We start from the raw sequence: 23,854 nt of genomic DNA on the forward strand, positions 1-23,854 counted from the left end.
TAAACATCGTTCGATTGCTGGTTTTTTAGCAGGCGTATTTTCTTCACTATGTGCGTATCAACTTTGCCAAAAGAATAAGCCTAAAATTCATGTGATTAAATCTTTGGCTTATCCGTAACTGGGGTTAATCTAAGATATAAAAAATAAGCTCAACATGAAATGAATCCCTGTTGAGCTTAAATGTGATCATTGATTGATGATCAAACTTCAACTACGACCAAAAAGGCTGACTTTCAGCAAACTGCTGTAAATCCTGTTCAATCTGTATGGAAATATGACGTTCTTCCGACGCAATCCAACCCAATACAAACCATGTTTTCGGTTCAGTTTGAGCATGGCTTTCATATAGACCTTGTGCCACCATTAAATCATTAAAATGCCCTAAAGTTTCCTGTAATGGTTTTAGGGTTTTTAAATACGTTTTGACGTCATCTTCTGCAAATAAACTACTCACAAACTCCACGGTATAGCGTAAACGTTTTACACGCTTACGCGTGCGGTGTTTAGATTCCACATCCAAGGTTTGGAAATGACCTGTATCATCACAAATTTGTTGATGCATTTTCTGCAAGCGTTTACGTAATACTTTTTTGAATGGTTTTGATTCTGCATCTGCAATCGCAGCCGAATGTGCAAAACTCATAAGTTGTAACAGTAATAAGGTTGTGGTTGGTGAGCGGAAAATTGCATCAATCGCAATGTTTTCAGATGCTGCAGGTGGTAGTTCGGTAATAGGTGAGCCTGCATTTTCAAGTTGCGGAATCAGACTTTCGCGCAAAGCATCTTGATCGCGGGTCGAACCTAACTGCTGAAAAAGTGTCGCCAATTGACTTTCCCAATTGTTATTTGCCAACGCATCATATTCAGCAAAAATTTTTAAGGCACTGCGTAAACGTCGAATGGCAACACGCGCTTGATGCACATGCCCACTGGCATAATCTTGACTGGCAATCGCAGCTGCATTGGGTAGCAAGTGTGCCAAACAATTCTGAGTAATTTGTGTCAACAACTCATGCATATTTTCGGGGTGTTGCAATTGTAAAGCACTTTGCTGCTGTACAGGAATCATGGTTTCATTGTTATACAGCATATTGCCACGCTGCGATTTACTACGTGTGTCGAGCCATAAATGATATTTTTTAATCCACGGCTGAATATAGGCAATTAAATCTGCAATTTCACCTTGTTTCAGTTCAAACTCAACTTCGTAAATTTCAATCGAATTTTTACCTTGTCGGATTTCACCTAAATCAAAAGCAACTTCAATTTGGCTGTTTTTATAATGTGCCAATTGACTGTAGCGTAAAACATCGGTTTCAAACTGCAGAGTTAAATTGACTTTTGAACCATCCAAAGCCTTTTTTAAAATCTTCCGAGCTTGTTTATGATTTTCATAACATGCCAAATCACACAATTCAGGCGCATCATGTCCTAACTCATGTTCAAGCTCAAAGCGTTCATAATGTTGTGGACTAGGCGCTTTTAAAGTTTGTCGCCAAATATCTCCCTCTAAACGCTGACGCAGGGCAATGCGTTGTTTGGCTAAGTGCTGGTCAGGACTATCATAATATTTAGCCCATAAATGTTGTTGTTGAACTAGTTTGTTCTTTTTAAATGCTATTTCGAATGCCGCACGATAATTATGTGGAATTTGAAATTTCAACTCTATTTCAGACATCGGGAATTCCCTCGATGAAAAAAGATACGTTCTATTAACTATAGTGTAAATCTATAAATGAACAAGGGGAGAGCTGTGAACAAAAGCTTGAAAAAGAAAATAATTTGTATTCAGTTTTTAATTCAAAGCAGCCGAAGGAATATTCAAAAGGCTGCCGTTGTATTGCAGTATTTTTAGCGTGTGCTTTGAGGATGTTAAGGATACTTATTTTAAGAATTTACGGCTCACCATAAATTGTTCTGTCGCTTCCAATAAACGCTGTGCATACACTTCCTGTTTTGCAGTGAGCCAACCTAAAACAAACCAGTCGCTCGCTTCCAATTCAGTTTGTTGAATGTATGCTGCAGAAGATGCCAACACTTGATATTCCTGTGCTGCAAGCTGTGCATCATTCAAAGCTTTACTATATTTCTGCAAATTTTTGACATCATAAATATGCGTCAAAATGGGGAAGCTAAATTTTAGTTCCTGAATACGCAAAGCCAGTTGATCTAAACTTTCAAAATCGTGAATATCACTGTGCTGTAATTGTTCATGTAACTGCTTATATTGCTGTTGCAACGTGTTTTGTGCGGCAGTTTTTAAGTCTAAACCTGAGTGATCGCTCGCGGCTAAACTAAACATCAATAATTCTAAATAGTGATGCACATTTTGCGTTGAACGGACTAAATTGACCAATTTTTCTTGGGCGTACAAGGTATCTTTTTTTAGGTTCTCTGCAGTCGTCGGGTTCTGTAAAAATGCGCCGAGTGTGGCTTGCATGTGTTCCAAATGCTGCAGGTGATCAAAATGTTGTTTAAATGCTGCAATTTGCATGGCCCATTTATCGCCTAAATGCTTCGACCAATCTTTAAATAAGGATAGTGTTAGTTGTAAATGTTGCAAAGCGAACTGCGCCTGATCAATATGACTTTGTTCGGCAACTTGAGCAGAAATTGCGGCAATATTGGGCAATAAATGCTGTAATTGTTGTGCAATTAACAGGCGTAAATTTTGGTCGGCATGGTCTTTTTTACTGAATTGAAATTCTTTGCTCTGAGCCGCAGGGCTGACTTTTTGCTGCACAGAAAGCAAATGTCCAATTTCTGCTTTATTGCGCACATCCAGCCATAAATGAAATTTTTTCACCCATTCAAAACTAAAAGCCAGCAATTGCTGAATTGAACCTTGTTTCAGTTCAAACTCAACTTCATGTACTTCAACTTCAGCATCTGCACAACGAATGTGACCAACATCTAAACTGATTTCAATGTCAGTATCTTCAACGGTCATTAGTCGTGAGGTACGTTGAATATCGGTTTCAAATTGTAGTTGCAACTGATCCCAATTTTGTCCCAAAGCTTGATTTAGCAATTGTTGTGCTTCGGGAATACTTTGATAAATTTGCAGATCAAGTTGTGGTGGAGTATCTGGATTTTCAGTTGGCGCAAGTGGATGGTTATGTTCAAAACTATGAAAATGACTTTGACCTGCCGCTTTTAAAGTTTGTACCCATTGCTCACCTTCTAAACGCAGTCTTAACGCCATGCCATGATGCGCCAAGCTGTGCGTAGATGTATCAAAATAGCGTGCTTTTAATGGAATTTGAGTCGATTTTTTCGGGTCTAAAGTTTTGAGTAGTGCAGTACGACGTGCGACTGGAATTTGAAATTTTAATTCAACTTCGACCATGAAAAATATCCTGAACGTAAAGCATGTTGCGCCAAAGCAGCGGCAAACAAATTGGTATTATGAATGTGTGAAAATTGCAGAACGAAGGTTTTGCAAAAGTGCGTTTGATTGTAACCAAAATATGCCAAGAAGTAAGACTTGACCTTGGCTTTTTTAGGGTCTGTTGGCATTTCCTAAATGGCTTGCGCTGTAGGCTAAAACTGAGCAGATCAGGCATGAAACGTAAGGAATAGCGAGACTATTGCCAAGTTTCATAACGCAATCTGAGAAAGTTTTAGCCACAGCCTTTCAGGACAAGCATATTTTTTGCTGCTATTGCGTTATGAGTCAGTTATTTAGAACGACTAAATTTCCTGTCTCATGCCTTATATCAGCTGAAAAATATGCGTTGTCGCAAACATAGACGAAGTGTCAACAGACCCTTGAGTTTGGTTTTTTTTTGGCTTAGTTTAAAGTGTCGTTGAGCGTAGCAAAAATAATTCAAACCTATAAACATCAGGATGATGAACATGAACGCAGCATTAAACCCCGAATTTGAGCCGACACCAGATCCCAAGTTTGAATTGCCAATTCAGGATTATTCAACATTTTATCGCTTTTATTTAACTGAACACCGCAACATTATGAGCCGTCGTTTGCACGTTGTTGGCAGTAGTATCGGTTTATATTGTGTGAGTAAAGCCATACGCCATAAAAAAGCCAAATATGTACTCTATGGTTTGCTGGCAGGCTATGCTTGTGCATGGGTCGGGCACTTTGTTTTTGAAAAAAATAAACCTGCCAGTTTTAAACAGCCTGTGTATAGTTTTATTTCAGACTGGCGGATGTTTGCCGATGTTTTGCGTGGTCATTTAAGTTTGCAAGATCGTGCTAAAGATAAAATTCCAAGTTGAATTGAGCGCTTAGTTATACCGTTTAGGCAAAAACTAAACGATATGTGATTATTTTCATAAAAAATGTACAAATAAAATTAATTTTTTGTTGAAATGATAGAGTGAATATTCTAATAATGTGTCATCAAATTTATTGATAAAAGTTTGTGACTTTCCAAGCCTAGAGTGACCTTTCTCTAGGCTTTTTTTATGTGAAAAATTATATTCAGAATGGTGTTAAATCAGAAATCATTCATCTTTAAGCAAGGATATAGAGCAAGCAGGTTACTGATAGAGCGGCATGAAAAAATATAGACACATGATCATTTGTCGCATCCCCACATGCGCTCTGGCACAAATGATCATGTGTCTAAATGGGCGACCTAAATATGTCGTTATTCGCTGTAGTCACCCGTATGGATTTTAAAATCCATATCTTATTGAACTGGTTGCAGTTCTTGTTTTGCGCAGTTCAATTAAAGCTAAATCTATCTTTTAGCGCTATCACTAGAATTTGGTATTTTTAAGTTTTTGACTCAATAAAACCCAAACAAAATAGAAGCTTATAGAGCCTATATAAAAAAACTTGTTGAGCCTGAGGTTCTGACACATGCCGCCTGAATGTGTAATAATACAGACCTTGTATTATTTGTGGCTGAGATTATGCGCGGTTTATATTTGATTACCAATGATGATCCTATCGAACTGCTTTTGGCAAAATTAGAAGGGGCGATGGCAACTTATGAAGTCGCGGTGTTGCAATATCGCCGTAAAAATGTGCCTCAAGCTCAGCAGGCATACGAAATTGAATATATGAAATCGATGTGTGATCAATACAAAGTGCCATTTGTGATTAATGATGATCTTGAAACTGCAGTGAAATATGGTGTTGGCGTACATTTGGGTCAAGAAGATGGCTCTATTGTTGAAGCGGTTGCACGTTTACCACAAGATGTATTGATTGGTCGCAGTTGTAATAACTCGATTGAATTGGCAGAGCAAGCCATTGCCGATGGTGCAAACTACGTGGCTTTTGGTGCAGTCTATGCAACTGAAACTAAACCTGAGGCAAGTACACTTACATTAGACACGCTCACACTGGCGAAGCAACAACTCAATGTGCCAATTTGCGCGATTGGTGGTTTAACTGTTGAAAACAGTCAGCCTGTCATTGAAGCAGGTGCCGATTTATGTGCAGTGATTAGTGATATATTAAGACGTCCGATGCATACTGTTGCACAGCGTGTTTATGATTGGTCTGCACTTTTCAAAGCAGACACTTAAAGCAGACAGCTAATTTTTTATTTTATTTTTTGAGTTGAGTGCCTCCATGAGCTTATCTCCAAAGCAAGAACAATTGTTTAAACAAGCCAATAAGCATATTCCAGGTGGGGTCAATTCACCTGTACGCGCATTTAACGGGGTAGGCGGAACCCCTGTATTTATTGAAAAAGCCAAAGGTGCTTATTTGTACGATGTCGATGGCAAACGCTATGTCGACTATGTAGGTTCTTGGGGACCAATGATTTTAGGTCATGCCCATCCTGCTATTATTCAGGCGGTGCAAGCTGCAGCTGAAGATGGTTTGAGTTTTGGTGCGCCAACGGTGCATGAAACGACTTTGGCCGATATTATTTGCGAAATTATGCCTTCAATTGAGTTGGTTCGCATGACCAACTCAGGTACAGAAGCCACCATGACCGCAATTCGTTTGGCGCGTGGTTATACAGGTCGTGACAAAATCGTCAAATTTGAAGGTTGCTATCATGGACACTCAGATTCGCTGTTGGTCAAAGCAGGCTCTGGACTTTTAACCAGTGGTGAAGGTGAAGCGACTTCTGCGGGTGTTCCTGCCGATTTTGCTAAACATACGCTGACTTTACCGTATAACGATATCACCACCTTAAAAGAATGTTTTACAAAGTTTGGTGCTGAAATTGCAGGGGTGATTGTTGAGCCAGTTGCGGGCAACATGAACTTGGTTAAACCAATTGATGGTTTCCTGCAAGCAATTCGTGATGTCTGCGATGAACGCGGCTCAGTCTTTATTATTGATGAAGTAATGACAGGTTTCCGTGTTGGCTTAGGCGGTGCTCAGGCGCATTATAATGTTAAACCAGACTTGACCACACTCGGTAAAATTATTGGTGCTGGCTTACCAGTAGGTGCATTTGGTGGTAAACGCGAAATCATGGAATGTATTGCGCCATTAGGTAAGGTGTATCAAGCAGGTACTTTGTCTGGTAACCCGTTGGCGATGCGTGCGGGCATTGAAATGTTTAAACATTTACGTGCCGAAGGTTTTTATGAAAATTTAACTGCGCAACTGGAAAAATTGTTGGCAGGCTTACAAGCTGCGGCAGATGAAGCAGGTATCCCGTTCAAGACGCAACAAGTCGGTGCTATGTTTGGTTTGTATTTTACTGACCAAGATGACATCACCAGTTTTGATTCTATGCTGAATTGCGATGTCGATGCTTTCCGTAAATTCTTCCACGGAATGTTGCAACGTGGTGTGAACTTGGCGCCATCTGCTTTTGAAGCAGGCTTTATTTCATCTGCGCATAGTGATGAAGATATTGCCTACACCATTCAAGCTGCAAAAGAAACATTTGCGGAAATGAAGGCGTAATTTGACCTCTGCTTAACACTGTCCTAAAAGGCATAGATATCTCCAAAATATCTATGCTTTAGGTTAAATTGAAGACATACTCTTCAATTTAATATCAAAGGCTTAGATCAGCGTCTTGTTAAACACTAAAATAGCCTGGTCAAACTAAATATGAATCCTATTACTTCATTTGCTCCCGCCATCAAAGATATAGCTTCAGAACGGCTTTGTTGTGCAACTATCTTGCACTATGATTTCATTGTATTTTTCTATCCAAATTTTAAAAACCTTTAAAACAGTATCTTAAAAAATATTTATGCAACAAAGCCTCCTGCATGCTATAAAACCCACATTTCTAAAAGCAGGCTGATTTAAAATTCAGCAGATTGTCTGATTCAGGAATGTAAATCGGAAAATTCATCGGGAATTGATGTATTTTGCATTGTAATTCTGTGTCAGGCTTTTTATTATTGCCGCCTTGTTTTCACGATCGGCCCGGAATTGAAATTGAGTAATTTTCTAAGCGAACACCTGATTCATCGTGACGATGAGTTTATGGTGATACATAAACCCGCTGGCATACTCACCGTTCCAGGTAAAACAGCAGATTTGCAAGATTGTGTGATGAGTCGTCTAGTTAAAATTGAGCCGCGCACTTTGCTGATTCATCGCTTAGATCGTGATACTTCGGGTATTTTGGTATTTGCACTCACGAAATGGGCGCAAAAACAAATTTCGCGTCAGTTTCAAGAACGCCAAACCGATAAAACCTATCAGGCATTGGTGGCAGGGCAACTGCAAGGTGAAGGCACTGTAGATGTGCCTGTGGTCTATGATCCTGCACATCCTCCATTACACATTGCCGATGCAACCCATAACAAACCTGCGTTAACGCATTGGCGTGCATTGGAGCAATTTGAATTGCAGGGGCAAATTGTGACTCGTGTGCAACTGACGCCTATCACAGGTCGTTCGCATCAACTGCGAGTACACATGCAATATTTAGGTCATCCAATTATTGGTGATACTTTGTATGCCACGCCCGAACAGCAACAACTTATGCCTCGTTTGTGTTTACATGCAGCAGAATTAAGTTTTCTGCATCCACAAACTGAGCAACGTGTACAGTTTACTTGCCCAGTCCCATTTTAAGCGAAAAAGATTACGCAAAGCCTGTGCTTTAGGCTCTCTTTTTAGTGCGCTTTATGTCAAAATATATTGCTATACGCCCTGAATTTTTGCTCAAATACTCAGCAGGTTTTGCGCAAAAATTTATACGTCCTAACTTCTAAATAAAGGTGGAAAAATTGCAGCAGTTTGCTATTGGTCAACGTTGGTTATCAGACACAGAAACGGAATTAGGACTTGGTGTTCTGATTGATGTAGATGAGCGATCGGTCAGCATTTTATTCCCTAAAAGTGATGAAACCCGTGTCTATGCACGCAATAACGCACCTTTATCGCGTATCATTTTTAATGTAAATGATGAAGTTCAAGACCAAGAAGGCAATGCGTGGACGGTTGAATCGGTCGAAGACCGCCATGGCGTATTGCGTTATAACGTGGTGCGTCGTTTGCAAGATGGCAGTGAAGAAAAGAAATCACTGAATGAAACCCGTATTGGTGCAAGTATCCAACTTTCAAAACCCTTAGACCGCTTGCTTGCCAGCCAAATTGACTATAAAGAATGGTACGACTTGCGTATTGAAGCCTTGTTGATGCAAGCCAATATGCAAAGTAGCCCACTGCGCGGCTTGGTGGGTTCGCGTGTAGGTTTGATTCCACATCAACTTTATATTGCACATGAAGTCGGTAAGCGTTTTGCGCCACGTGTCTTATTGGCAGATGAAGTTGGTTTAGGTAAAACCATTGAAGCAGGTTTGATCATCCATCAGCAACTCAAAACAGGACGTGCGGAACGTATCCTGATTTTGGTACCTGATTCGCTGCAATATCAGTGGATGATTGAAATGCGTCGCCGTTTCAATCTGCAATTCTCTTTGTTTGATTTAACCCGTACGGCATCTATTAAAGAACACGATCCTGACCTGAATCCATTCTTGACCGAACAATGCATCATTGCTTCAGTCGATTTAATGATTGACCACGATGACTTACGCGAACAAGCCCTAGAAGCAGGTTTTGATTTGCTGGTGGTCGATGAAGCGCATCACTTAATGTGGAGCGAAGAAGAAGGTGGTAATGACCGTTATGATCTGGTCGAAGAATTAGCTGAACAAACCGCAGGGGTGTTATTGCTCACTGCAACGCCTGAGCAACTGGGTGTAGAAAGCCATTTTGCGCGTTTACGTTTACTCGATCCGCAGCGTTTTAGCTCGCTCGACCGTTTCTTGGATGAAGAAGCGCAATATCAACATACGGCAAAAATTGCCGAAGTCTTAATGTCAGATGCCGCATTGGAAGAAAGCCATTTGGTTGCACTGGAAGGCTTGTTGGGACATCGCATTGAAGATAACCCAGAGCAGCGTTTCCGTGCCATCCACGAATTATTAGACCGTCATGGTACAGGGCGTATTTTGTTCCGTAATACCCGTGAAGCAATTCAAGGTTTCCCAGGTCGTGATTGTCAGCCTGCGCCGTTACCTGCGCCAGAAAACTGGTCTAAAGATGGTAAATTACGTGAACAAATGTGGCCAGAAGAAGCACAGCTCGATGGCAGTTGGATGGAAACTGACCCGCGTGTAATGTGGTTAATGGAGCGTTTGCGTAGCGACTTAAAACATAAAAAAGTGCTTTTAATTGCGCGTAGCGGCCCTGTGGTAGAAGCCCTTGAAAATGCGCTGCGCCTACATGCAGGTATTCGTACTGCAATGTTCCATGAAGGCATGAGCTTGTTAGAACGTGACCAAGCGGCAGCATATTTCGCAGAAGATTCTTATGGTGCACAAATTTTATTGTGTTCCGAAATTGGTTCAGAAGGGCGTAACTTCCAGTTTGCATCAGACCTGATTTTGTTTGACTTACCTGCCAATCCCGACGTGTTAGAACAACGTATCGGTCGTTTAGACCGTATTGGTCAAGAAAACCGTATTCAAATTCATGTGCCGTATTTGGTGGGGACTGCGCAAGAGCGTATGTTCCGTTGGTATAACGAAGCACTCAATATTTTCAGCAATATTTCACCCACTGCACAAACCTTGCAGGAAAACTTTATTGTCGATTTAAAACACTGCTTACTTGCAGATTTAGGACAACAGTTTGAAGATTTACTGGAAGCAGTCAGTGTGCAGCGTGAAGCTTTGGAAGCAGAACTTCAAGCGGGTCGAGATCGTTTGTTGGAATACAACTCTTGCCGTCCTGTGGTGGCGCAGGAAATTGTACAAGCTTTAGAAGATTACGACGACAATACCACGTTGCCTATGTTTATGAAGCGCTTTATGGCATCGACCAATATTGACTTCGATGAACAAAGCAATGGCACGGTGATTATTAAACCAACTGATCAAATGCAAGTGCAAGGTTTGACCTTAGACGAAGAAGGCATGACCGCGACGTTCTATCGGGATCAGGCGCAAATTCGTGAAGATGCACAGTATTTGACCCTAGAGCATCCATTCACAGAAAGCGTGATGGAAATGATCAATACACAAGGTTTTGGTAGCACCAACGTTGCGGTATTAAAATCTGCCGCTTTGCCACAAGGTTCTGTGTTGCTTGAAGTCTGGTTCAAAGTGGATGTCATTGCACCTAAAGCCCTGAATTTGCCATCAAGCTTGCCACAGCAACTCATTCGTGTCTTATTGAGCGAAAAAGGGCAGGATTTATCGCAAAAAATTGCCCCTGAAATTTTAAAACCTTATTTACATCATTTAGATGGCAACAGTTGTCGTCAAGTGGTGAAAGCACGCCGTGACGCGATTGAAGCGCGTTATACACAGGCTTTGGAGTTGGCTAAAGCTGCATTGCCTGAATTTAAGCAACAAGCTAAAGATGTATATAGCAAAAAATGGCAATATGAAATTGACCGTTTAAGCTATTTGAAGCAATTTAACCCAAGTATTCGTGAAGATGAAATTACACGTTTACAGAAATTGCAAAAAGAAGGTGTTGCATTATTAGATGGTTTGTCGGTCACGCCTGAAGCAATTCAGGTGATGGTGGTGGTAAAGCCATAACCGATTGATTTTAAATCTGAATATGTTGTATCTATGTTGAAGCGCCTTCGGGCGCTTTGTTTTTGAGATTTTATTGAATTATTTTGCCGTTTAGTTATTTAGTCAGCGTTGTTATTGCCTATTAGAAAATATGTGTTAAGCAAATATTCAACTTCTGCCTCAAAATTGTCATCGGGTTGCATCATATAAAATAAATCACTAGACCTCTTGCGAAAGTCGTTATTGCAAGTTAATTCGGTTTACCAGTGCAGCGATTAAGTTAATGCGTGAACCGAATCTTTTCCGTCTATTTCGATAGCGTTCACTTAATATTCTAAATGTTTTCAATTGACTATTGATGTGTTCGATCACAACTCGTATTTTTTCAAGCATTTTATTGTACTTTTTCTCAGCATCAAATAAAGGTAAATTCTTCTTTTTCTTGATTGGCATCAATAACTTAAACCCCTCTTGTTCTAATCCATAGTACCCTAAATCCGTCAGAACATATTCACAATGTTTAAACTTCTTAACCGTTTTTCTTGCCAGTTTAATATCATGCTGACTGCCATTTGATACATCGATCCCTATGATTTGTTTGCTCTGCGGATGATAGATCACTTGGGTTTTTAGTGTATGTTTCTTCTTTTTACCACTGTAGAACTTACTCTGGTTTTTTTTTCGGGCGTTCTATTGAACATTCTGTCGCATCAATAATGACCCAGTTAAAGTGTTCGTCTGCTGTGGTAATACTTCGTTTTGGCAGAGTATAACATCTCGATTTCATCAAAGCATCTTCAACCTTTTTAATGGTTCGATTCACATTACTTTCAGCGATATGGTAGTATGCTGCCAATTCTAGTTGAGTGCTGTAGTTGCGTAAGTAATTGAGCGTTAATAACAATTGATCCTCTATAGCTAAAGTATGAGGACGACCTGATTTCTTTTTAAGTGATTCTGCTTTTTCTAAAACATCGACCATTTCAGTAAAAACTGGTCGAGGTACACCAACCAAGCGCTTAAATTCAGAATCTGAAAAACGGTTTAATTTCTCATATCTCATGAAATCTATATTGAAGCATTTTTTACTTTCGCAAGAGGTCTACTAAATGACTTAAATTGAGGATGTGTCTGTAACAACATGATTCTCACCTCATAAAAACGCTGTTTACCACGCTGCAGATAGGCATGTTGCAGTTTTTCGAGTGAAACATTGTCGGTAGGGTGTTTGAGCGCAATTCCACCGCAGTGTGGCAGAATTTCAGTTAAACTTTCTAAAATAAAATCTGCCTCAAGACCTTCGGCAACAATTAGTTCAGGTTGATATTTTTGACTGAGCGCGACAATGTGCTGCTGTATAGTGGCGGCATCTTGTGATAAATCGAGTGTAATCTTGCGTTGTGGTTCAGTCTGAGCCGTATCATCAAGAAATAGCATATTGATTTGCCTTTGCTTTGTTGTTATTAATCCTTAGATTATAAAAACTCAGCATCACTTGTCGAATTTCAGCGTCATAAAATGACGTGCTGATTTTCAGTACACAGAAACTATATAAGCAAAGTGGTTGCATCCAAAATAAAAAAAAGCAGATTTATGTGGTTAAAGCTGCTTTGATAGAGAAGGGATAAACTTGGGTTTATCGAATCTTCCCTTCATCCAAATGACGCGCACCTTCTAAAATCATACGAATCATAATCATGGTTTGTTCGGCGGTTTCTTTGCGCTCTGCAGTTGGCATATCAATGACTTTGGCACCCATATTAAACACCAGTTGCGTAATGGCTTTGGCTGCAATGTCGGGATGCGCCAATTTGCTATTATTCAAACGTTCCAAACGAATTAAATCATCCTGCAATTCTTGCTGGAAATAATTCAATTGGCGCTCAACAGCTAGCTTATAAGAGGTTGAACCCGTATAACCTTCACGTAATAGCAGACTTAAATTGCCTTCATCGGTATCTAATTGTTCAATAAATACTTCAACCGAGCTGCGAATAATACTGTTTTGTTTAGATGCTTTTAAACGTGCTTCATGCAGAATTTGACGCAACACCACACCTGCACGATCAATCAGTTCAATCGCGAGTTCATCAATATCTTTAAAATGACGATAAAAACTGTTTGGTGCGATGCCTGCTTCACGTGCAACTTCACGTAAACTTAAAGATGCGATACTTTTTTGTGGGCCAATTAAATTTAATGCTGCCTGAAATAATTCTTGTTTGGTAATGGTAGCTTTACGCCCAACCGTACGCACGACAAGAGGCTCATGAACCGTTTCAGATTCTGGAAAAGTCACATCATGGTTTGTTTTCATGGCAGGCTGAGTCATATTTTCAATAATTTATAAGCTTAGAGGCATTATAGCGGTTGCGCCAGTACTTGTGAAATGATTAGAAACAATACAGGTGTATATACAAATATATATACATGTGTATAATAATTAAAATTTCATCGGGTGGTGCTGAATCATGCAGCTAACTGAAAAAAGAAAATCTCCCTTAACCAGTATTGCAACTGCAGTACTAGATCCTTATGCAGCAAATTTCTGGTTGCAAAAAATTAATCCATTATGGTCGGTGAATCAGTCACTCGGCAAAATTGTGAAAAAAGATATTGCCGCACAAGGTGTGGTGAGTTTCACTTTGCAATTCAATAAAAAATTCCAAATTGGCGCAGCAGGGCAGCATCATCCTGTTTATGTGACAATTCAGGGCGTACGCTATGAGCGAACCTATAGTTTGACTCAGCTTGATGCACAACACGTTTTATTGACGGTAAAAAAAGTTGATCAGGGCAAAGTCAGCACATGGCTGGTTGAGCAAGCCAAAGTTGGCGATACTTTAGAGTTTGGTGCGCCTTATGGTGATATGCAACTGCCTGCACAAGCCCAGCCTTTAATTCTATTGGCAGCGGGTAGTGGTATCACACCAATGTATAGTTTGCTACAAGACATGGCAAAATCTGGTCGTCTTAGTAGCACTCCAGTGACTTTAATGTATTGGGTAAAAACCTTTGCAGATGCAGCATTTAAAGCGCAATTTGAAGCTTGGGCACAGCAATATCCAAACTTTAAATTTCAAGTGCTTTATACCCAAGAGCCGAGTTTGGCGCACAGCCGTTTAAATGCAGAACATTTACAAGACTTAGCACAAATTGAGCAAAGTGCAGTGTTTGCATGTGGCCCATCGGGTTTTACCACGCAAGTTGAACAATTATTTGCACAAGCTGCTTTGCTGAAAACAGAAGCTTTTAGCATGACCCCTGTGTTAAGTGACGATGTTGGTTTGGTACAAGTTACACTGACCCAATCGAAAAAGATTGTCACCATTCCAAAAGGCAAGTCCATTTTAGAAAGTCTGGAACAGCAAAATATTAAGCCTAAATACGGCTGTCGTATGGGAATTTGCCATAAATGTGTATGTAACAAAGCTGAAGGTTCAACTAAAAACTTGGTCGATGGTGTTCAAAACAGCGAACCGAATAACCAATTGAAAATCTGCGTCAATTCAGCACAAACCGATTTAATTATTGATTTATAAGCGAGTTCCGATTATGAATATGCCAGTAAAAATAGAATATTTCCGCAATCCTAAAAACCGTGAACTCACTCAATTTGAATTAGATGAGCTTGCACGTGAATTAGACGCCATTAAACAAGAAGTTTTGGATGATATTGGCGAAAAAGATGCTAAATACATCCGCCGTGTTTATTCAACCATTCGTTATAGCTCAATGGCAGGTCGTGCCTTATTGTTCGCAGGATGGTTCCCGCCAGCATGGGTTTTGGGTACAGGCTTGTTAGGCTTTGCCAAAATTATGGAAAACATGGAATTAGGTCATAATGTCATGCATGGTCAGTATGACTGGATGAATGATCCTAAATTCAATGGTGCAAGTTATGAATGGGATACGGTAGGTACTTCAGACAACTGGCGTCAAACCCATAACTTTAAACACCATACTTATACCAATATTAAAGGTATGGATGATGATATTGGCTATGGTTTGGTGCGTTTGTTCCCAGAACAGCGCTGGAGATCAGGCTATTTATTGCAACCTTTATACAGTATTCCTTTCTGCTTACTGTTCCAATGGGGTGTTGCCATTCAGAATTTAGAAATTGGTAAAATTTTGAATGGCCGTAAAAGCAAAGCCCAAGCCAAAAAAGAATGGCAACCTATGCAGAAGAAAATTGGAAAACAATTGTTTAAAGATTATGTGTTCTTTCCATTGATTGCAGGCCCTTCGGCTTTACCAGTGTTTACAGGGAACTTGGTTGCGAATGGTATTCGTAATATTTGGACATTCAGCATTATTTTCTGCGGTCACTTTACGAAGGATGTAGAAGTATTTCCAAAGTCTGTGATGCAAAACGAAAGCCGTGGTCACTGGTATATGCGTCAAATTCGTGGTTCATCGAATCTTACAGGTTCTGAAGCATTCCACATTTTGACAGGACATTTAAGCCATCAAATTGAACACCATTTATATCCAGATATTCCTGCACGTCGCTATCGTAAAATGGCTCCAAAAGTACAAGCTGTGTGTGAAAAGTATGGCTTGAACTACAACAATGCGAGCTTAGTTAAACAGTACGGCAGTGTGCTTAAACGTATTGTGAAATATGCTTTTCCATTTAAGAAATAAGTGACTTACAAATGAGTTGTTTAGTACGAATAGATTAAGTGATTGATCTTGGTTTAAAACTATACTTCTATTTTGAATTAGAGGTGATGCTGTAAAGTGTCACCTTTTTTATTGCTTTAGGTGTTGTAGCCGTTATTTTTATGCAGAATCATCAGCTATTTTATTAAGAGAAAACTCTATTTTTATTTTCTATTCTGGGTATAAAAAAGTAATCACCATAGGCGGCATCCGCTACATGTAACTTAAAAAACCCACAATTCAAATTGTGGTTTTATTATATCATTCATCAAAATCAAGCCAGTTTTTTATAAGTTACAATTTCTGGCAATGAATGATCACTACCCACCATATAAGAATAAGTCGCTAAACTCAGCATGGCATCATCTTCATCACTATTACCATACGCATAAATAGCTGCATAATTTTCTAAATCATATTGTTCTAAAATCCGTATTTTCTTTTGTTCCCGACTACAATCAGGTGTTGAATATTGCCCTGTGAATTGTAGATTTTTAATTTCTGTTTCAGTACAAAGCAAATCGACATTTAACTGCTGACAAATATATTGCAAATAAATATCCACACTGGCAGAAACAATCACCACATCATCACCATTGAATTGATGCTGTTTTAATTGTTGTAACAGTTGTGGGTTAAGATCATGTATTAAATCTACTGCGTAGCGCTGTGCAAGTGCTAATATTTCAGCTGTATTTGCATCTTTAAACATAGCATTAAACAATTTAGGGCGCATGGCATGTGCAGGATAAACTTTTAAATAGTAAGCCTGAATCCAAGGCAAGATTTTAAGTCCTTGCTTAAAAATATGCCGCTTAGATAAAGCATAGAAAATAAACCCTGTAAAACTGTCTTTGCTGCACAGGGTCCCATCAAAATCAAATAGGGCTAGATTTTTATATTTTTGGCTTTTTGCATGCATGTTTTATAACGTCCATTGACTCGCGTAGCAAACCAATTGGTGTTGTAATCTCGACTCAGTTTAGGCCCTGAAATGACCACTTGCGGCATCATGGCATAAAATGGCTCTTTGCCCGTTTGCGCTTTATAGAGTTTCGTGACTGCTAAATATGTCGCAGTATCTTCAAATTTCTTTTCTTTTTCTTTTTTTAGGTCTGCACGAATTTGTCGTGGGGTGACTAAAATATTATGTTTTGAAAAAACAGCAATTAATTCACGTTCGGATTCACTCTTTGCATTACGCACGCTACCATCTTTAGTATAAAGTAGCAAATCACCATCTAAATCTAATTCTGCTTCAGTTAAATCATTTAGCATGCTTTGGAATGCGGCATTGCGGCTCGAATACATGCCAGAGTTATAATCAGCAAAGCGGTATAGCGGTTGATCGTAATCGGCAGGGTACATCATTAAACGATGAATCCCGTAATATAATCCGCCATATTGAGTGTATAGATCGCTGCGTAACTCTGCGATGTTACCGCTTTGGCGTTTATGCTCTTTGGCATAGCTAATATGTACTTGCATCGAGCCTAAAGTAGTAATTGGATTAAGTTTTTCGCCAATATTTTGTCCAAACAGTTTGGCAGCACCTGTTAGCGCAGACACGTGATAATGTTTGGCCATATAGTCAAAAATTTCACGATACAATTCATCCAGTTCACGTTCGGTTTTCACACGACGCATTTGGCTTAAATAGTTATCTTCAGGGCTTGGGTGGTTTTTCAGTACATCCTGAAAATAGCCTGCAACCGTACCACCAATGGCTTCGCCCAGTTTATCTTTAAATTTCTCATCCAAACGGTCTTGCACTTCTTTAACTGCTTTTTCACCCAGACCATAGACTTGAGGGTCGGCTACAAAGTTCGATTCCTGATCCACCACGGCAATGATGGTGCACATATTTTCTTTGGTTTGTGGGATGCCCAATTGCTCTGAAATATCGTAAATATCTTTTGCCCAAGCACTACGCTCACTGACCCTATTCGGAATGAGTTTGCGGATTTGTTCTGCTTCAAGGGTTGGCTCATTGTCCTTAGACCACCATGCGCTATCTCCACAGGCAGCCAAGCTTAATGATAAAGCAAGCACGCTGAAGGGTTTCATCAAAGAAGTGAATACAGTGTCTTTCATAGTATAGGGAAAACTCGTTCCAAATGGATGAGCCCAAAGGGCAGATGCAGTATACTATGCCAATCGTTAAAGTTAAGAATATATATGTATATTGGTCCCTATCAACTGTCAAATAATTTGATCGTTGCCCCGATGGCAGGTGTCACTGATAGACCCTTTCGCTCACTGTGCAAGTACTTTGGTGCAGGGCATGCGGTCAGTGAAATGATGACCTCTGACAAAACTTTGCGCATGAGTAAAAAGAGTTTGTATCGTGCCAACTTTGATGGGGAACTTGCACCAATTTCTGCACAAATTGCAGGTTCAGACCCGCATGATTTGGCCGAAGCCGCACGTTATCAAGTCGCCAATGGTGCACAAATTGTTGATATCAATATGGGATGTCCTGCCAAAAAAGTCTGCAATAAGTTGGCTGGTTCGGCTTTATTGCAAGATGAAGATTTGGTGGCACGCATTTTAGATACTGTGGTTGCCGCGGTGAATGTGCCTGTGACACTGAAAACTCGCTTAGGTTTTTTGAATGGGCAGGAAAATATTTTACGGGTTGCCAAACACGCAGAACAAGCAGGCATTGCTGCATTGGCATTGCATGGGCGTACCCGTGAAGATATGTATTTAAACCGTGCACGCTATTCACTGATTAAAGAAGTGAAAAGCATGCTCAATATTCCTGTGATTGCCAATGGTGATATTGATAGTCCTGAAAAAGCCAAATATGTCTTGGACTATACAGGCGCAGATGCGATTATGATTGGACGTGCTGCGCAAGGACGTCCGTGGATTTTTCGGGAAATCGCACATTATTTAGCAACAGGTGAGCTGTTAGCAGCACCGAGCATTGCAGAAGTTCAAAAAGTATTACTTGGACATTTAGCTGAGCTGTATGAATTTTATGGTGAATATTCAGGTTGTCGTATTTCACGTAAACATATTGCTTGGTACACCAAAGGTTTACGTTCAAGTAATGAATTCCGTCAAAGTATGTATCAAGTAGAAAGTACTGCAGAACAATATAAAGTGGTTGAAGATTACTTTAATCAGCTACTTGCGCATGGTGAAATCATGAGTGATGTGCAGGTTGAAACCGTGAACTTGTTAGACACAAAGTAATCGCATGCAAATATATGCTTTAGCTTTTTTGGAACTAAATAAAAACTCAACTGTGATACACAGTTGAGTTTTCTGTACGTAAACTTAGCGTGCGTGAATCATTTCCAAAACCAACTGATTAATTAAATCTGCGGCTTCTAATTCACGTATCTGACTCACATTACTACCAGCCCAAAACGGAGCATAACCTTGCTCGCCTTGTATAACGGCTGCTGCATGCAACTGTTTTGCAAGATCATAGCTATACGGATAGGTAGGTACTGTTAAACGATCTGGCGTATCTACTTGTGTATGCCAATGATTAATTAAACCACGGGCAGGGCGTCCAGAAATGCTGTCGGTCATTTGAGTAATGTTTTGTTGAAATAAAGCTTGTCGATAAGCTGGATTGGCATTGGAACTTTTACATTGCACAAAAGCTGTACCCAGCTGTACCGCAGAAGCGCCCAATTTCAGCATTAACTGTGCTTGCTGACCATTCATAATGCCACCTGCTGCAACCACTGGCAGGGTACAATGTTCACGAATTAGTTGTACTAAATCGCTGGTTTTAATTGCACTATCAAAGGTTTGGTTAAAGATACCCCGATGTCCACCTGCCTCAATGCCTTGGGCGATAATGACATCAATTCCCGCTGCTTCAATGGCTTGAGCTTCGGCTAAGTTGGTTGCTGAAACCATAGTAATGATTCCTGCATCTTTTAAAGCCTGAATTTGATGCGCATGCGGAATCCCGAAGTGAAAACTGACGGCTTGTGGTTTAGTTTCTAGTACAAGATCTAAATATCCATCATGGTCTTTAAAACTTGGATAAATACAATTTAGTTGACTCGGTGCAGTTGCGCCATAGCGTTCAAAGATTGGCTGAAAATGTGCAATCCACGCTTGTGCAGCGACTTCATCTAGTGGACTTGATTCATGGCAAAAGAAATTGACCTGAAATGGAAAATCAGTCAGTTCTTGAGTGCGTAAAATTTGCTCACGTGCAGCATCTACCGTGTTTGCACCTAAACCGAGTGAGCCAAAACCACCTTGATTAGAAACCTCGGCTGCAAGTTCGGGAGTAGAAACGCCAGCCATTGGAGCAAGAAAAATAGGATGCTTTATATTCAGTTGTTCTAATAAGGTCATATTATTTACTCCATGTTTTTATCTACTTTGCCCAACTCTAGGTAGATTGGCAAATCATATCCGTCATTTCTTTATGAAATATTAAGATGAGCGATATCATTAAATTTGCAGATGCTTTCAGGCATAATAAGCCTGATGTATGAATTGATGAGTAAATTAATGAAGCCTTTCGTTTATGGTGGTTTGCTTGTGGTGTGTGGATTAAGTGCGTGTAGCAATCCACAGCAAACTCAAGTAAAAATTGATCCAAAGCAATATCAGGTTCAGGATGCGACTGCATTACAACAGCGTATAGATGCTTTAAATGTCAAATTGGCGCAAGACTTCAAACAATTTAAACAAGTCGAAAATATCGCATTTGCGCATCAATTCCCTTTAGATGTAAATAACTTACAAACTTTGAATCAGCATTTGGTCGCCAGTACTGCTTTAAAGCCGACTAAAATTGCTTATTGCGATATGATGAATGGTTATTTTGCTGAGTTATATCGCTTAGGACATAACAATCTAGATTTTCTTAAAGATGTAAAATTACCGCGTGCAGAGCAGGAAAATTTGGCTGAAAATTTTGCCAATGCAGAATCTTATTATGATTTTATTTTGAATCGTTACACCAGTTACCGCCAAGTACAACAGACCATGGGCTATGGTTGTAATTTAAAAGCGGCGTTATAGTTGCGGCAGGATTTAGGTTTACTAGGGTCTGTTGATATTTCATAAATGGCTTGCGCTGTAGGCTAAAACTGAGCAGATTAGGCATGAAACGCAGGGAATAACGGGTTTATTTTCAAGTTTTATAACGCAATCTGTGAAAGTTTTAGCCACATGAGCAAAAACAAAGCACTGCTTTGTTTGCTGCGCAAGGGTACAAGCATATTTTTTGCTGCTATTACGTTATGTGCCAGTCATTTAGAATGAGTAAATTTCCTGTCCCATGCCTTATATCAGCTAAAAAACCTTGCGAGATATATCTCTCATGTCGCAAACATAGACGAATTGTCAACAGACCCTAATTAAATCGTGCTGAATAAAAAACTCCTGAGAACTTGCTCAGGAGTTTTTGTTTTATACAATCAAATTATTGTTGTGCTTTTTCTTTCACATTTGCAGCACCTTGTTCAACCGCACCTGCAGTCGCAGCAGTTGCATCTTTAGCAGCTTGTACAGTCGCATCAGCTGCGTTTTCTGTTGCTGTTGCAACATTGTGTGCAGCATTTTCAGTTGCTTGCGCTGCGTTATCTACCGCAGTTGCTGTAGCAGTAGCAGCTTCATGTGTTGCATCTTTGGCATCATGTGCAGCTTGAGCCGCAGCGTTTTCTAAGTGTTCACCCGTAGTTGCCCCTGTTTCTGGTGCTTTTTCTTTTGCACAACCTACAAGTGCTACAGTGGCAGCAAGACCTAAAGCAATAAGAAGTTTATTCATTATCATGTTTCCTTTTTTTACATCCACTTAAGATGGGATAATGCGAATATAACCAAAAAACAATCAATTTGAAGCTTAAAATTGTTCAAATAATGTAATGGGTTTAGATATTTTTTTGTTGTGTAGATTAGAACGATAAATTAGAGAAAAATATGCCGATGCGATTCATTTTTTCTGATAAGGTGAAATCTTGAGAATGGTTACAGTTTTTATTGTACAGTAATGCCATTCTGTAAGATTGGGATTGTAAAATGCTTAAAAAAGGGATTTATCAACATTATAAAGGGCAATTGTATCAAGTGCTGCATGTGGCTACACACAGTGAAACCCAAGAGAAATTGGTGGTTTATCAATGCTTATATGGCGATTATTCTATTTGGGCCAGACCGCTTGATATGTTCACGGAGAGTATTACTTTGGATGATGACCGTGAACAGGAACGCTTTAAATTGATTCAAGAAGTGTATTAATATTTGAAGTTATTTACCTATTTAAAACGATCCAATCTATTTTTAGATTGGATCGTTATGTGGATGCTCAAAGTTTAATAAAATCAATTATTGAATGGAAATACGGTTAAAGCTTAAATCGTATGCTAAATATTTACTCACAAAAGCTGCTTTATCACTGCGTCTTAATAAGTTGTCATAAATAAATTGTGGTACAGGATGGAATAAATCCCCAGAGCCATTTTCGTAAAATATTTTTAAATAACGTGAAGATGCACTGTATGTCCAGGATGTCACGGCAAGTGCTTTACCCATAAGCAACTCCTTTATTTTTTATATTATTTTTCACAGAATAAATCTGCTTATTTTGAACATAAGTGAAGTGCTTGCTAAAAAGTATTACAGAATTGTAACTTTTGAATATAAGTTTTTTGCGCAACCTAAACGTGCCAAAAACGACAAAACTATTATGAAGCGAAATAAAACACCACATTTAGGATGTGGTGTTTATGCTTTGCACATGAATAGTCATTCATTTAAATAAAATGATTGAAAGACTAGATTTTATAGATGACGACATTGATCTTCTTTGTCACCAGAAACACGGTTTGTGCCGCCAGTCGTTTTTACGCGGTTATCTTCACATTCTAAATTGCCATTCACGCGGTTATTTTTTACAACGATTGAGCCTGAATTATCTTTAAGTTGAATATTGCCATTTACACGGTTTGACGTGAGTTGGATGTTACGCCCATCTTCGAGTTGGATATTGCCATCAATGCGGTTGGCATGTGCATTAACCTGACTAAAGTTTCCTTTAGATTCTAAATTGCCATCAATCGTACTATTTTTAATTGCCGTTTGTGAGTTGGAATGCAACATTAGGTTGCCCTTAATAGTCACATGATCAAGAACACATTGTTTATGCACTTTGACATTATCATCAATAGTTCGATTTTTAATGCTGCCATTACAGTTGAAATCAGCTAAAGCTGGCACTGAAAATGCTATTAATGTTGAAAGTAAAAATAATTTTTTCATAGAACAGCCCTCAAAAATAAATCTCACAACTGTTACCGGTACAGATTCGATTGTAGTGTTGTAATGTTTTTACATTTTCTATTCTAGAGATGAAATATGAATAAATAAGGTAGAAAAGGGTGATGTTCTGATTAAAAAAAACCACGCAAAATATGCGTGGTTTTTTTGAGTGGTTTAATCTAAAACTTAGATTTTACCTACTAGGTCGATAGATGGGGCTAAAGTTGCATCACCTTCTTTCCATTTAGCTGGGCATACTTCACCTGGGTGAGCGTGAACGTATTGAGCTGCTTTAACTTTACGAAGAAGTTCTTGAGCATCACGGCCAATACCGCCAGCATTGATTTCGATGATTTGGATTTTACCTTCTGGATCAATTACGAAAGTACCACGGTCAGCAAGACCAGCAGATTCGATTAATACTTCGAAGTTTTTAGAAAGCGTCCAAGTTGGGTCGCCAACCATTACGTATTGGATTTTTTTGATTTCTTCTGAAGAATCGTGCCAAGCTTTGTGCGTGAAGTGAGTGTCAGTAGAAACTGCATAGATTTCAACGCCTAATTTTTGGAATTCTGCGTAATTGTCTGCAAGGTCACCAAGCTCAGTTGGGCAAACGAAAGTGAAGTCAGCAGGGTAGAAGAATACTACAGACCATTTGCCTTTAAGATCAGCTTCAGTTACTTCAATGAATTGACCGTTGTGGTATGCATTTGCTTTAAATGGTTTAACTTCAGTATTAATTAAGCTCATCACTGTCTCCATGATTAAGGTTTGTATTTCGTTGGTAATAGAGTATCTAATTTTGTTTTATTGCTGAAATGGTATTTTTACATTACTAGCATCGGAAAAACAAATGAGTATGTAAAAAGCGTACACTTTCATTACTGCATTATTGAGTCTTTATTAAGCCTCAAAATGATGATGATTGCATGACAACCTATTTTTCAGGTTCAAATACAACCCATTTCAAGCAATTGGTGAACATACATCT

Annotated in this window: 22 protein-coding genes and 1 pseudogene; 11 read left to right on the plus strand and 12 right to left on the minus strand. The window is 39.3% G+C overall.

Going from position 1 to position 23,854, the window contains the following annotated elements; genetic code table 11:
* A pseudogene (locus tag FTU98_RS09025) lies at positions 1–118 on the plus strand (IS982 family transposase); the annotation flags it as partial.
* A 93-nt stretch (positions 119–211) separates the two neighbouring features.
* Here FTU98_RS09025 and FTU98_RS09030 read toward each other — a convergent pair.
* Both FTU98_RS09030 and FTU98_RS09035 read right to left on the minus strand, forming a co-directional pair.
* On the minus strand, positions 212–1,678 hold the full coding sequence (locus FTU98_RS09030; protein WP_180051261.1) for a CYTH and CHAD domain-containing protein: 1,467 nt from the start codon (positions 1,676–1,678) through the stop codon (positions 212–214).
* Positions 1,679–1,882: 204 nt separating this feature from the next.
* Positions 1,883–3,349: a CYTH domain-containing protein gene (locus FTU98_RS09035; protein ID WP_096901882.1), complete on the minus strand. Its 1,467-nt coding sequence runs from the start codon at positions 3,347–3,349 to the stop codon at positions 1,883–1,885.
* A gap of 503 nt (positions 3,350–3,852) precedes the next feature.
* Between FTU98_RS09035 and FTU98_RS09040 the strand changes: the two genes are divergently transcribed.
* The 5 genes from FTU98_RS09040 (at position 3,853) to rapA (ending at position 10,968) form a co-directional block, all read left to right on the plus strand.
* Entirely contained in the window at positions 3,853–4,242 is a 390-nt protein-coding gene (locus tag FTU98_RS09040) for an Mpo1-like protein (protein WP_373682974.1), read from the plus strand.
* A gap of 642 nt (positions 4,243–4,884) precedes the next feature.
* On the plus strand, positions 4,885–5,505 hold the full coding sequence (thiE, locus tag FTU98_RS09045; RefSeq protein WP_096900945.1) for a thiamine phosphate synthase: 621 nt from the start codon (positions 4,885–4,887) through the stop codon (positions 5,503–5,505).
* A 46-nt stretch (positions 5,506–5,551) separates the two neighbouring features.
* Complete coding sequence (gene hemL / locus FTU98_RS09050) at positions 5,552–6,853, plus strand: glutamate-1-semialdehyde 2,1-aminomutase (protein ID WP_167846092.1); 1,302 nt, start codon at positions 5,552–5,554, stop codon at positions 6,851–6,853.
* Positions 6,854–7,339: 486 nt separating this feature from the next.
* On the plus strand, positions 7,340–7,984 hold the full coding sequence (locus FTU98_RS09055; protein ID WP_004973024.1) for an RluA family pseudouridine synthase: 645 nt from the start codon (positions 7,340–7,342) through the stop codon (positions 7,982–7,984).
* A gap of 146 nt (positions 7,985–8,130) precedes the next feature.
* On the plus strand, positions 8,131–10,968 hold the full coding sequence (gene rapA / locus FTU98_RS09060; RefSeq protein ID WP_179990180.1) for an RNA polymerase-associated protein RapA: 2,838 nt from the start codon (positions 8,131–8,133) through the stop codon (positions 10,966–10,968).
* Positions 10,969–11,187: 219 nt separating this feature from the next.
* Here rapA and FTU98_RS09065 read toward each other — a convergent pair.
* From FTU98_RS09065 to fabR, 3 genes are all read right to left on the minus strand, one after another.
* A protein-coding gene (locus FTU98_RS09065) for an IS5 family transposase (RefSeq protein WP_180051264.1) occupies positions 11,188–12,010 on the minus strand; the annotation gives its coding sequence in 2 pieces (ribosomal slippage) (positions 11,188–11,628 and positions 11,630–12,010; 822 coding nt in all).
* 5 nt (positions 12,011–12,015) lie between these two features.
* Positions 12,016–12,384, minus strand: coding sequence for a hypothetical protein (locus tag FTU98_RS09070; RefSeq protein WP_154320659.1), 369 nt, complete (start codon positions 12,382–12,384; stop codon positions 12,016–12,018).
* Between the two features lie 199 nt (positions 12,385–12,583).
* Positions 12,584–13,264, minus strand: a complete 681-nt coding sequence (fabR, locus tag FTU98_RS09075; RefSeq protein ID WP_171501104.1) for an HTH-type transcriptional repressor FabR — start codon at positions 13,262–13,264, stop codon at positions 12,584–12,586.
* 154 nt (positions 13,265–13,418) lie between these two features.
* On the opposite strand from fabR, the gene FTU98_RS09080 reads away from it, so the two are divergent.
* Positions 13,419–14,489, plus strand: a complete 1,071-nt coding sequence (locus FTU98_RS09080; protein WP_180051266.1) for a ferredoxin reductase — start codon at positions 13,419–13,421, stop codon at positions 14,487–14,489.
* A 13-nt stretch (positions 14,490–14,502) separates the two neighbouring features.
* Positions 14,503–15,597, plus strand: a complete 1,095-nt coding sequence (locus tag FTU98_RS09085) for an acyl-CoA desaturase (protein ID WP_096900933.1) — start codon at positions 14,503–14,505, stop codon at positions 15,595–15,597.
* A gap of 292 nt (positions 15,598–15,889) precedes the next feature.
* On the opposite strand, the gene FTU98_RS09090 is transcribed toward FTU98_RS09085, so the two are convergent.
* Both FTU98_RS09090 and FTU98_RS09095 read right to left on the minus strand, forming a co-directional pair.
* The gene (locus FTU98_RS09090; protein WP_180051269.1) at positions 15,890–16,537 is read right to left on the minus strand and encodes an HAD-IB family phosphatase; all 648 of its coding nucleotides are present in this window, start codon (positions 16,535–16,537) and stop codon (positions 15,890–15,892) included.
* On the minus strand, positions 16,504–17,709 hold the full coding sequence (locus tag FTU98_RS09095; RefSeq protein WP_004973039.1) for a DUF1615 family protein: 1,206 nt from the start codon (positions 17,707–17,709) through the stop codon (positions 16,504–16,506). The genes FTU98_RS09090 and FTU98_RS09095 overlap by 34 nt, the downstream gene beginning before the upstream one ends.
* A gap of 84 nt (positions 17,710–17,793) precedes the next feature.
* Here FTU98_RS09095 and dusB point away from each other — a divergent pair, with 84 nt between their 5' ends.
* Positions 17,794–18,819: a tRNA dihydrouridine synthase DusB gene (gene dusB, locus FTU98_RS09100; RefSeq protein ID WP_179989571.1), complete on the plus strand. Its 1,026-nt coding sequence runs from the start codon at positions 17,794–17,796 to the stop codon at positions 18,817–18,819.
* An 84-nt stretch (positions 18,820–18,903) separates the two neighbouring features.
* On the opposite strand, the gene FTU98_RS09105 is transcribed toward dusB, so the two are convergent.
* The gene (locus FTU98_RS09105; RefSeq protein ID WP_154320665.1) at positions 18,904–19,950 is read right to left on the minus strand and encodes a nitronate monooxygenase family protein; all 1,047 of its coding nucleotides are present in this window, start codon (positions 19,948–19,950) and stop codon (positions 18,904–18,906) included.
* A gap of 159 nt (positions 19,951–20,109) precedes the next feature.
* On the opposite strand from FTU98_RS09105, the gene FTU98_RS09110 reads away from it, so the two are divergent.
* The gene (locus FTU98_RS09110; protein ID WP_131260826.1) at positions 20,110–20,625 is read left to right on the plus strand and encodes a hypothetical protein; all 516 of its coding nucleotides are present in this window, start codon (positions 20,110–20,112) and stop codon (positions 20,623–20,625) included.
* 403 nt (positions 20,626–21,028) lie between these two features.
* Here FTU98_RS09110 and FTU98_RS09115 read toward each other — a convergent pair whose 3' ends face one another.
* Entirely contained in the window at positions 21,029–21,373 is a 345-nt protein-coding gene (locus tag FTU98_RS09115) for a hypothetical protein (protein ID WP_004973048.1), read from the minus strand.
* A 251-nt stretch (positions 21,374–21,624) separates the two neighbouring features.
* On the opposite strand from FTU98_RS09115, the gene FTU98_RS09120 reads away from it, so the two are divergent.
* Positions 21,625–21,843 (plus strand): DUF1653 domain-containing protein, encoded by a 219-nt coding sequence (locus FTU98_RS09120; protein ID WP_004973051.1) that lies wholly within the window; start codon positions 21,625–21,627, stop codon positions 21,841–21,843.
* Positions 21,844–21,930: 87 nt separating this feature from the next.
* Here the strand turns inward: FTU98_RS09120 and FTU98_RS09125 are convergent, their stop codons facing one another.
* From FTU98_RS09125 to ahpC, 3 genes are all read right to left on the minus strand, one after another.
* Positions 21,931–22,137 carry a KTSC domain-containing protein gene (locus tag FTU98_RS09125; protein WP_180051273.1) on the minus strand — a complete coding sequence of 69 codons (207 nt, stop codon included), beginning with the start codon at positions 22,135–22,137 and terminating at the stop codon, positions 21,931–21,933.
* A gap of 249 nt (positions 22,138–22,386) precedes the next feature.
* Positions 22,387–22,704, minus strand: a complete 318-nt coding sequence (locus FTU98_RS09130) for a hypothetical protein (protein WP_257220038.1) — start codon at positions 22,702–22,704, stop codon at positions 22,387–22,389.
* A gap of 345 nt (positions 22,705–23,049) precedes the next feature.
* Entirely contained in the window at positions 23,050–23,613 is a 564-nt protein-coding gene (gene ahpC / locus FTU98_RS09135) for an alkyl hydroperoxide reductase subunit C (RefSeq protein WP_004973058.1), read from the minus strand.
* Positions 23,614–23,854 lie beyond the last annotated feature (241 nt).

It is taken from the genome of Acinetobacter sp. YH12211 (assembly GCF_013418015.1).
GTDB classification, from domain to species: Bacteria; Pseudomonadota; Gammaproteobacteria; order Pseudomonadales; family Moraxellaceae; genus Acinetobacter; species Acinetobacter towneri.

What these genes read in the sequence shown, in the direction of transcription:
- FTU98_RS09070 (WP_154320659.1), bottom strand. Translation starts at nt 12,384, where the DNA reads ATGCTATTTCTTGATGATACGGCTCAGACTGAACCACAACGCAAGATT.
- ahpC (WP_004973058.1), bottom strand. Translation starts at nt 23,613, where the DNA reads ATGAGCTTAATTAATACTGAAGTTAAACCATTTAAAGCAAATGCATAC.
- FTU98_RS09040 (WP_373682974.1), top strand. Translation starts at nt 3,853, where the DNA reads ATGAACATGAACGCAGCATTAAACCCCGAATTTGAGCCGACACCAGAT.
- fabR (WP_171501104.1), bottom strand. Translation starts at nt 13,264, where the DNA reads ATGAAAACAAACCATGATGTGACTTTTCCAGAATCTGAAACGGTTCAT.
- FTU98_RS09035 (WP_096901882.1), bottom strand. Translation starts at nt 3,349, where the DNA reads ATGGTCGAAGTTGAATTAAAATTTCAAATTCCAGTCGCACGTCGTACT.
- thiE (WP_096900945.1), top strand. Translation starts at nt 4,885, where the DNA reads ATGCGCGGTTTATATTTGATTACCAATGATGATCCTATCGAACTGCTT.
- FTU98_RS09105 (WP_154320665.1), bottom strand. Translation starts at nt 19,950, where the DNA reads ATGACCTTATTAGAACAACTGAATATAAAGCATCCTATTTTTCTTGCT.
- dusB (WP_179989571.1), top strand. Translation starts at nt 17,794, where the DNA reads ATGTATATTGGTCCCTATCAACTGTCAAATAATTTGATCGTTGCCCCG.
- FTU98_RS09095 (WP_004973039.1), bottom strand. Translation starts at nt 17,709, where the DNA reads ATGAAAGACACTGTATTCACTTCTTTGATGAAACCCTTCAGCGTGCTT.
- FTU98_RS09085 (WP_096900933.1), top strand. Translation starts at nt 14,503, where the DNA reads ATGAATATGCCAGTAAAAATAGAATATTTCCGCAATCCTAAAAACCGT.
- FTU98_RS09080 (WP_180051266.1), top strand. Translation starts at nt 13,419, where the DNA reads ATGCAGCTAACTGAAAAAAGAAAATCTCCCTTAACCAGTATTGCAACT.
- FTU98_RS09130 (WP_257220038.1), bottom strand. Translation starts at nt 22,704, where the DNA reads ATGTTGCATTCCAACTCACAAACGGCAATTAAAAATAGTACGATTGAT.
- FTU98_RS09125 (WP_180051273.1), bottom strand. Translation starts at nt 22,137, where the DNA reads ATGGGTAAAGCACTTGCCGTGACATCCTGGACATACAGTGCATCTTCA.
- FTU98_RS09120 (WP_004973051.1), top strand. Translation starts at nt 21,625, where the DNA reads ATGCTTAAAAAAGGGATTTATCAACATTATAAAGGGCAATTGTATCAA.
- hemL (WP_167846092.1), top strand. Translation starts at nt 5,552, where the DNA reads ATGAGCTTATCTCCAAAGCAAGAACAATTGTTTAAACAAGCCAATAAG.
- FTU98_RS09090 (WP_180051269.1), bottom strand. Translation starts at nt 16,537, where the DNA reads ATGCATGCAAAAAGCCAAAAATATAAAAATCTAGCCCTATTTGATTTT.
- FTU98_RS09110 (WP_131260826.1), top strand. Translation starts at nt 20,110, where the DNA reads ATGAAGCCTTTCGTTTATGGTGGTTTGCTTGTGGTGTGTGGATTAAGT.
- FTU98_RS09115 (WP_004973048.1), bottom strand. Translation starts at nt 21,373, where the DNA reads ATGAATAAACTTCTTATTGCTTTAGGTCTTGCTGCCACTGTAGCACTT.
- FTU98_RS09030 (WP_180051261.1), bottom strand. Translation starts at nt 1,678, where the DNA reads ATGTCTGAAATAGAGTTGAAATTTCAAATTCCACATAATTATCGTGCG.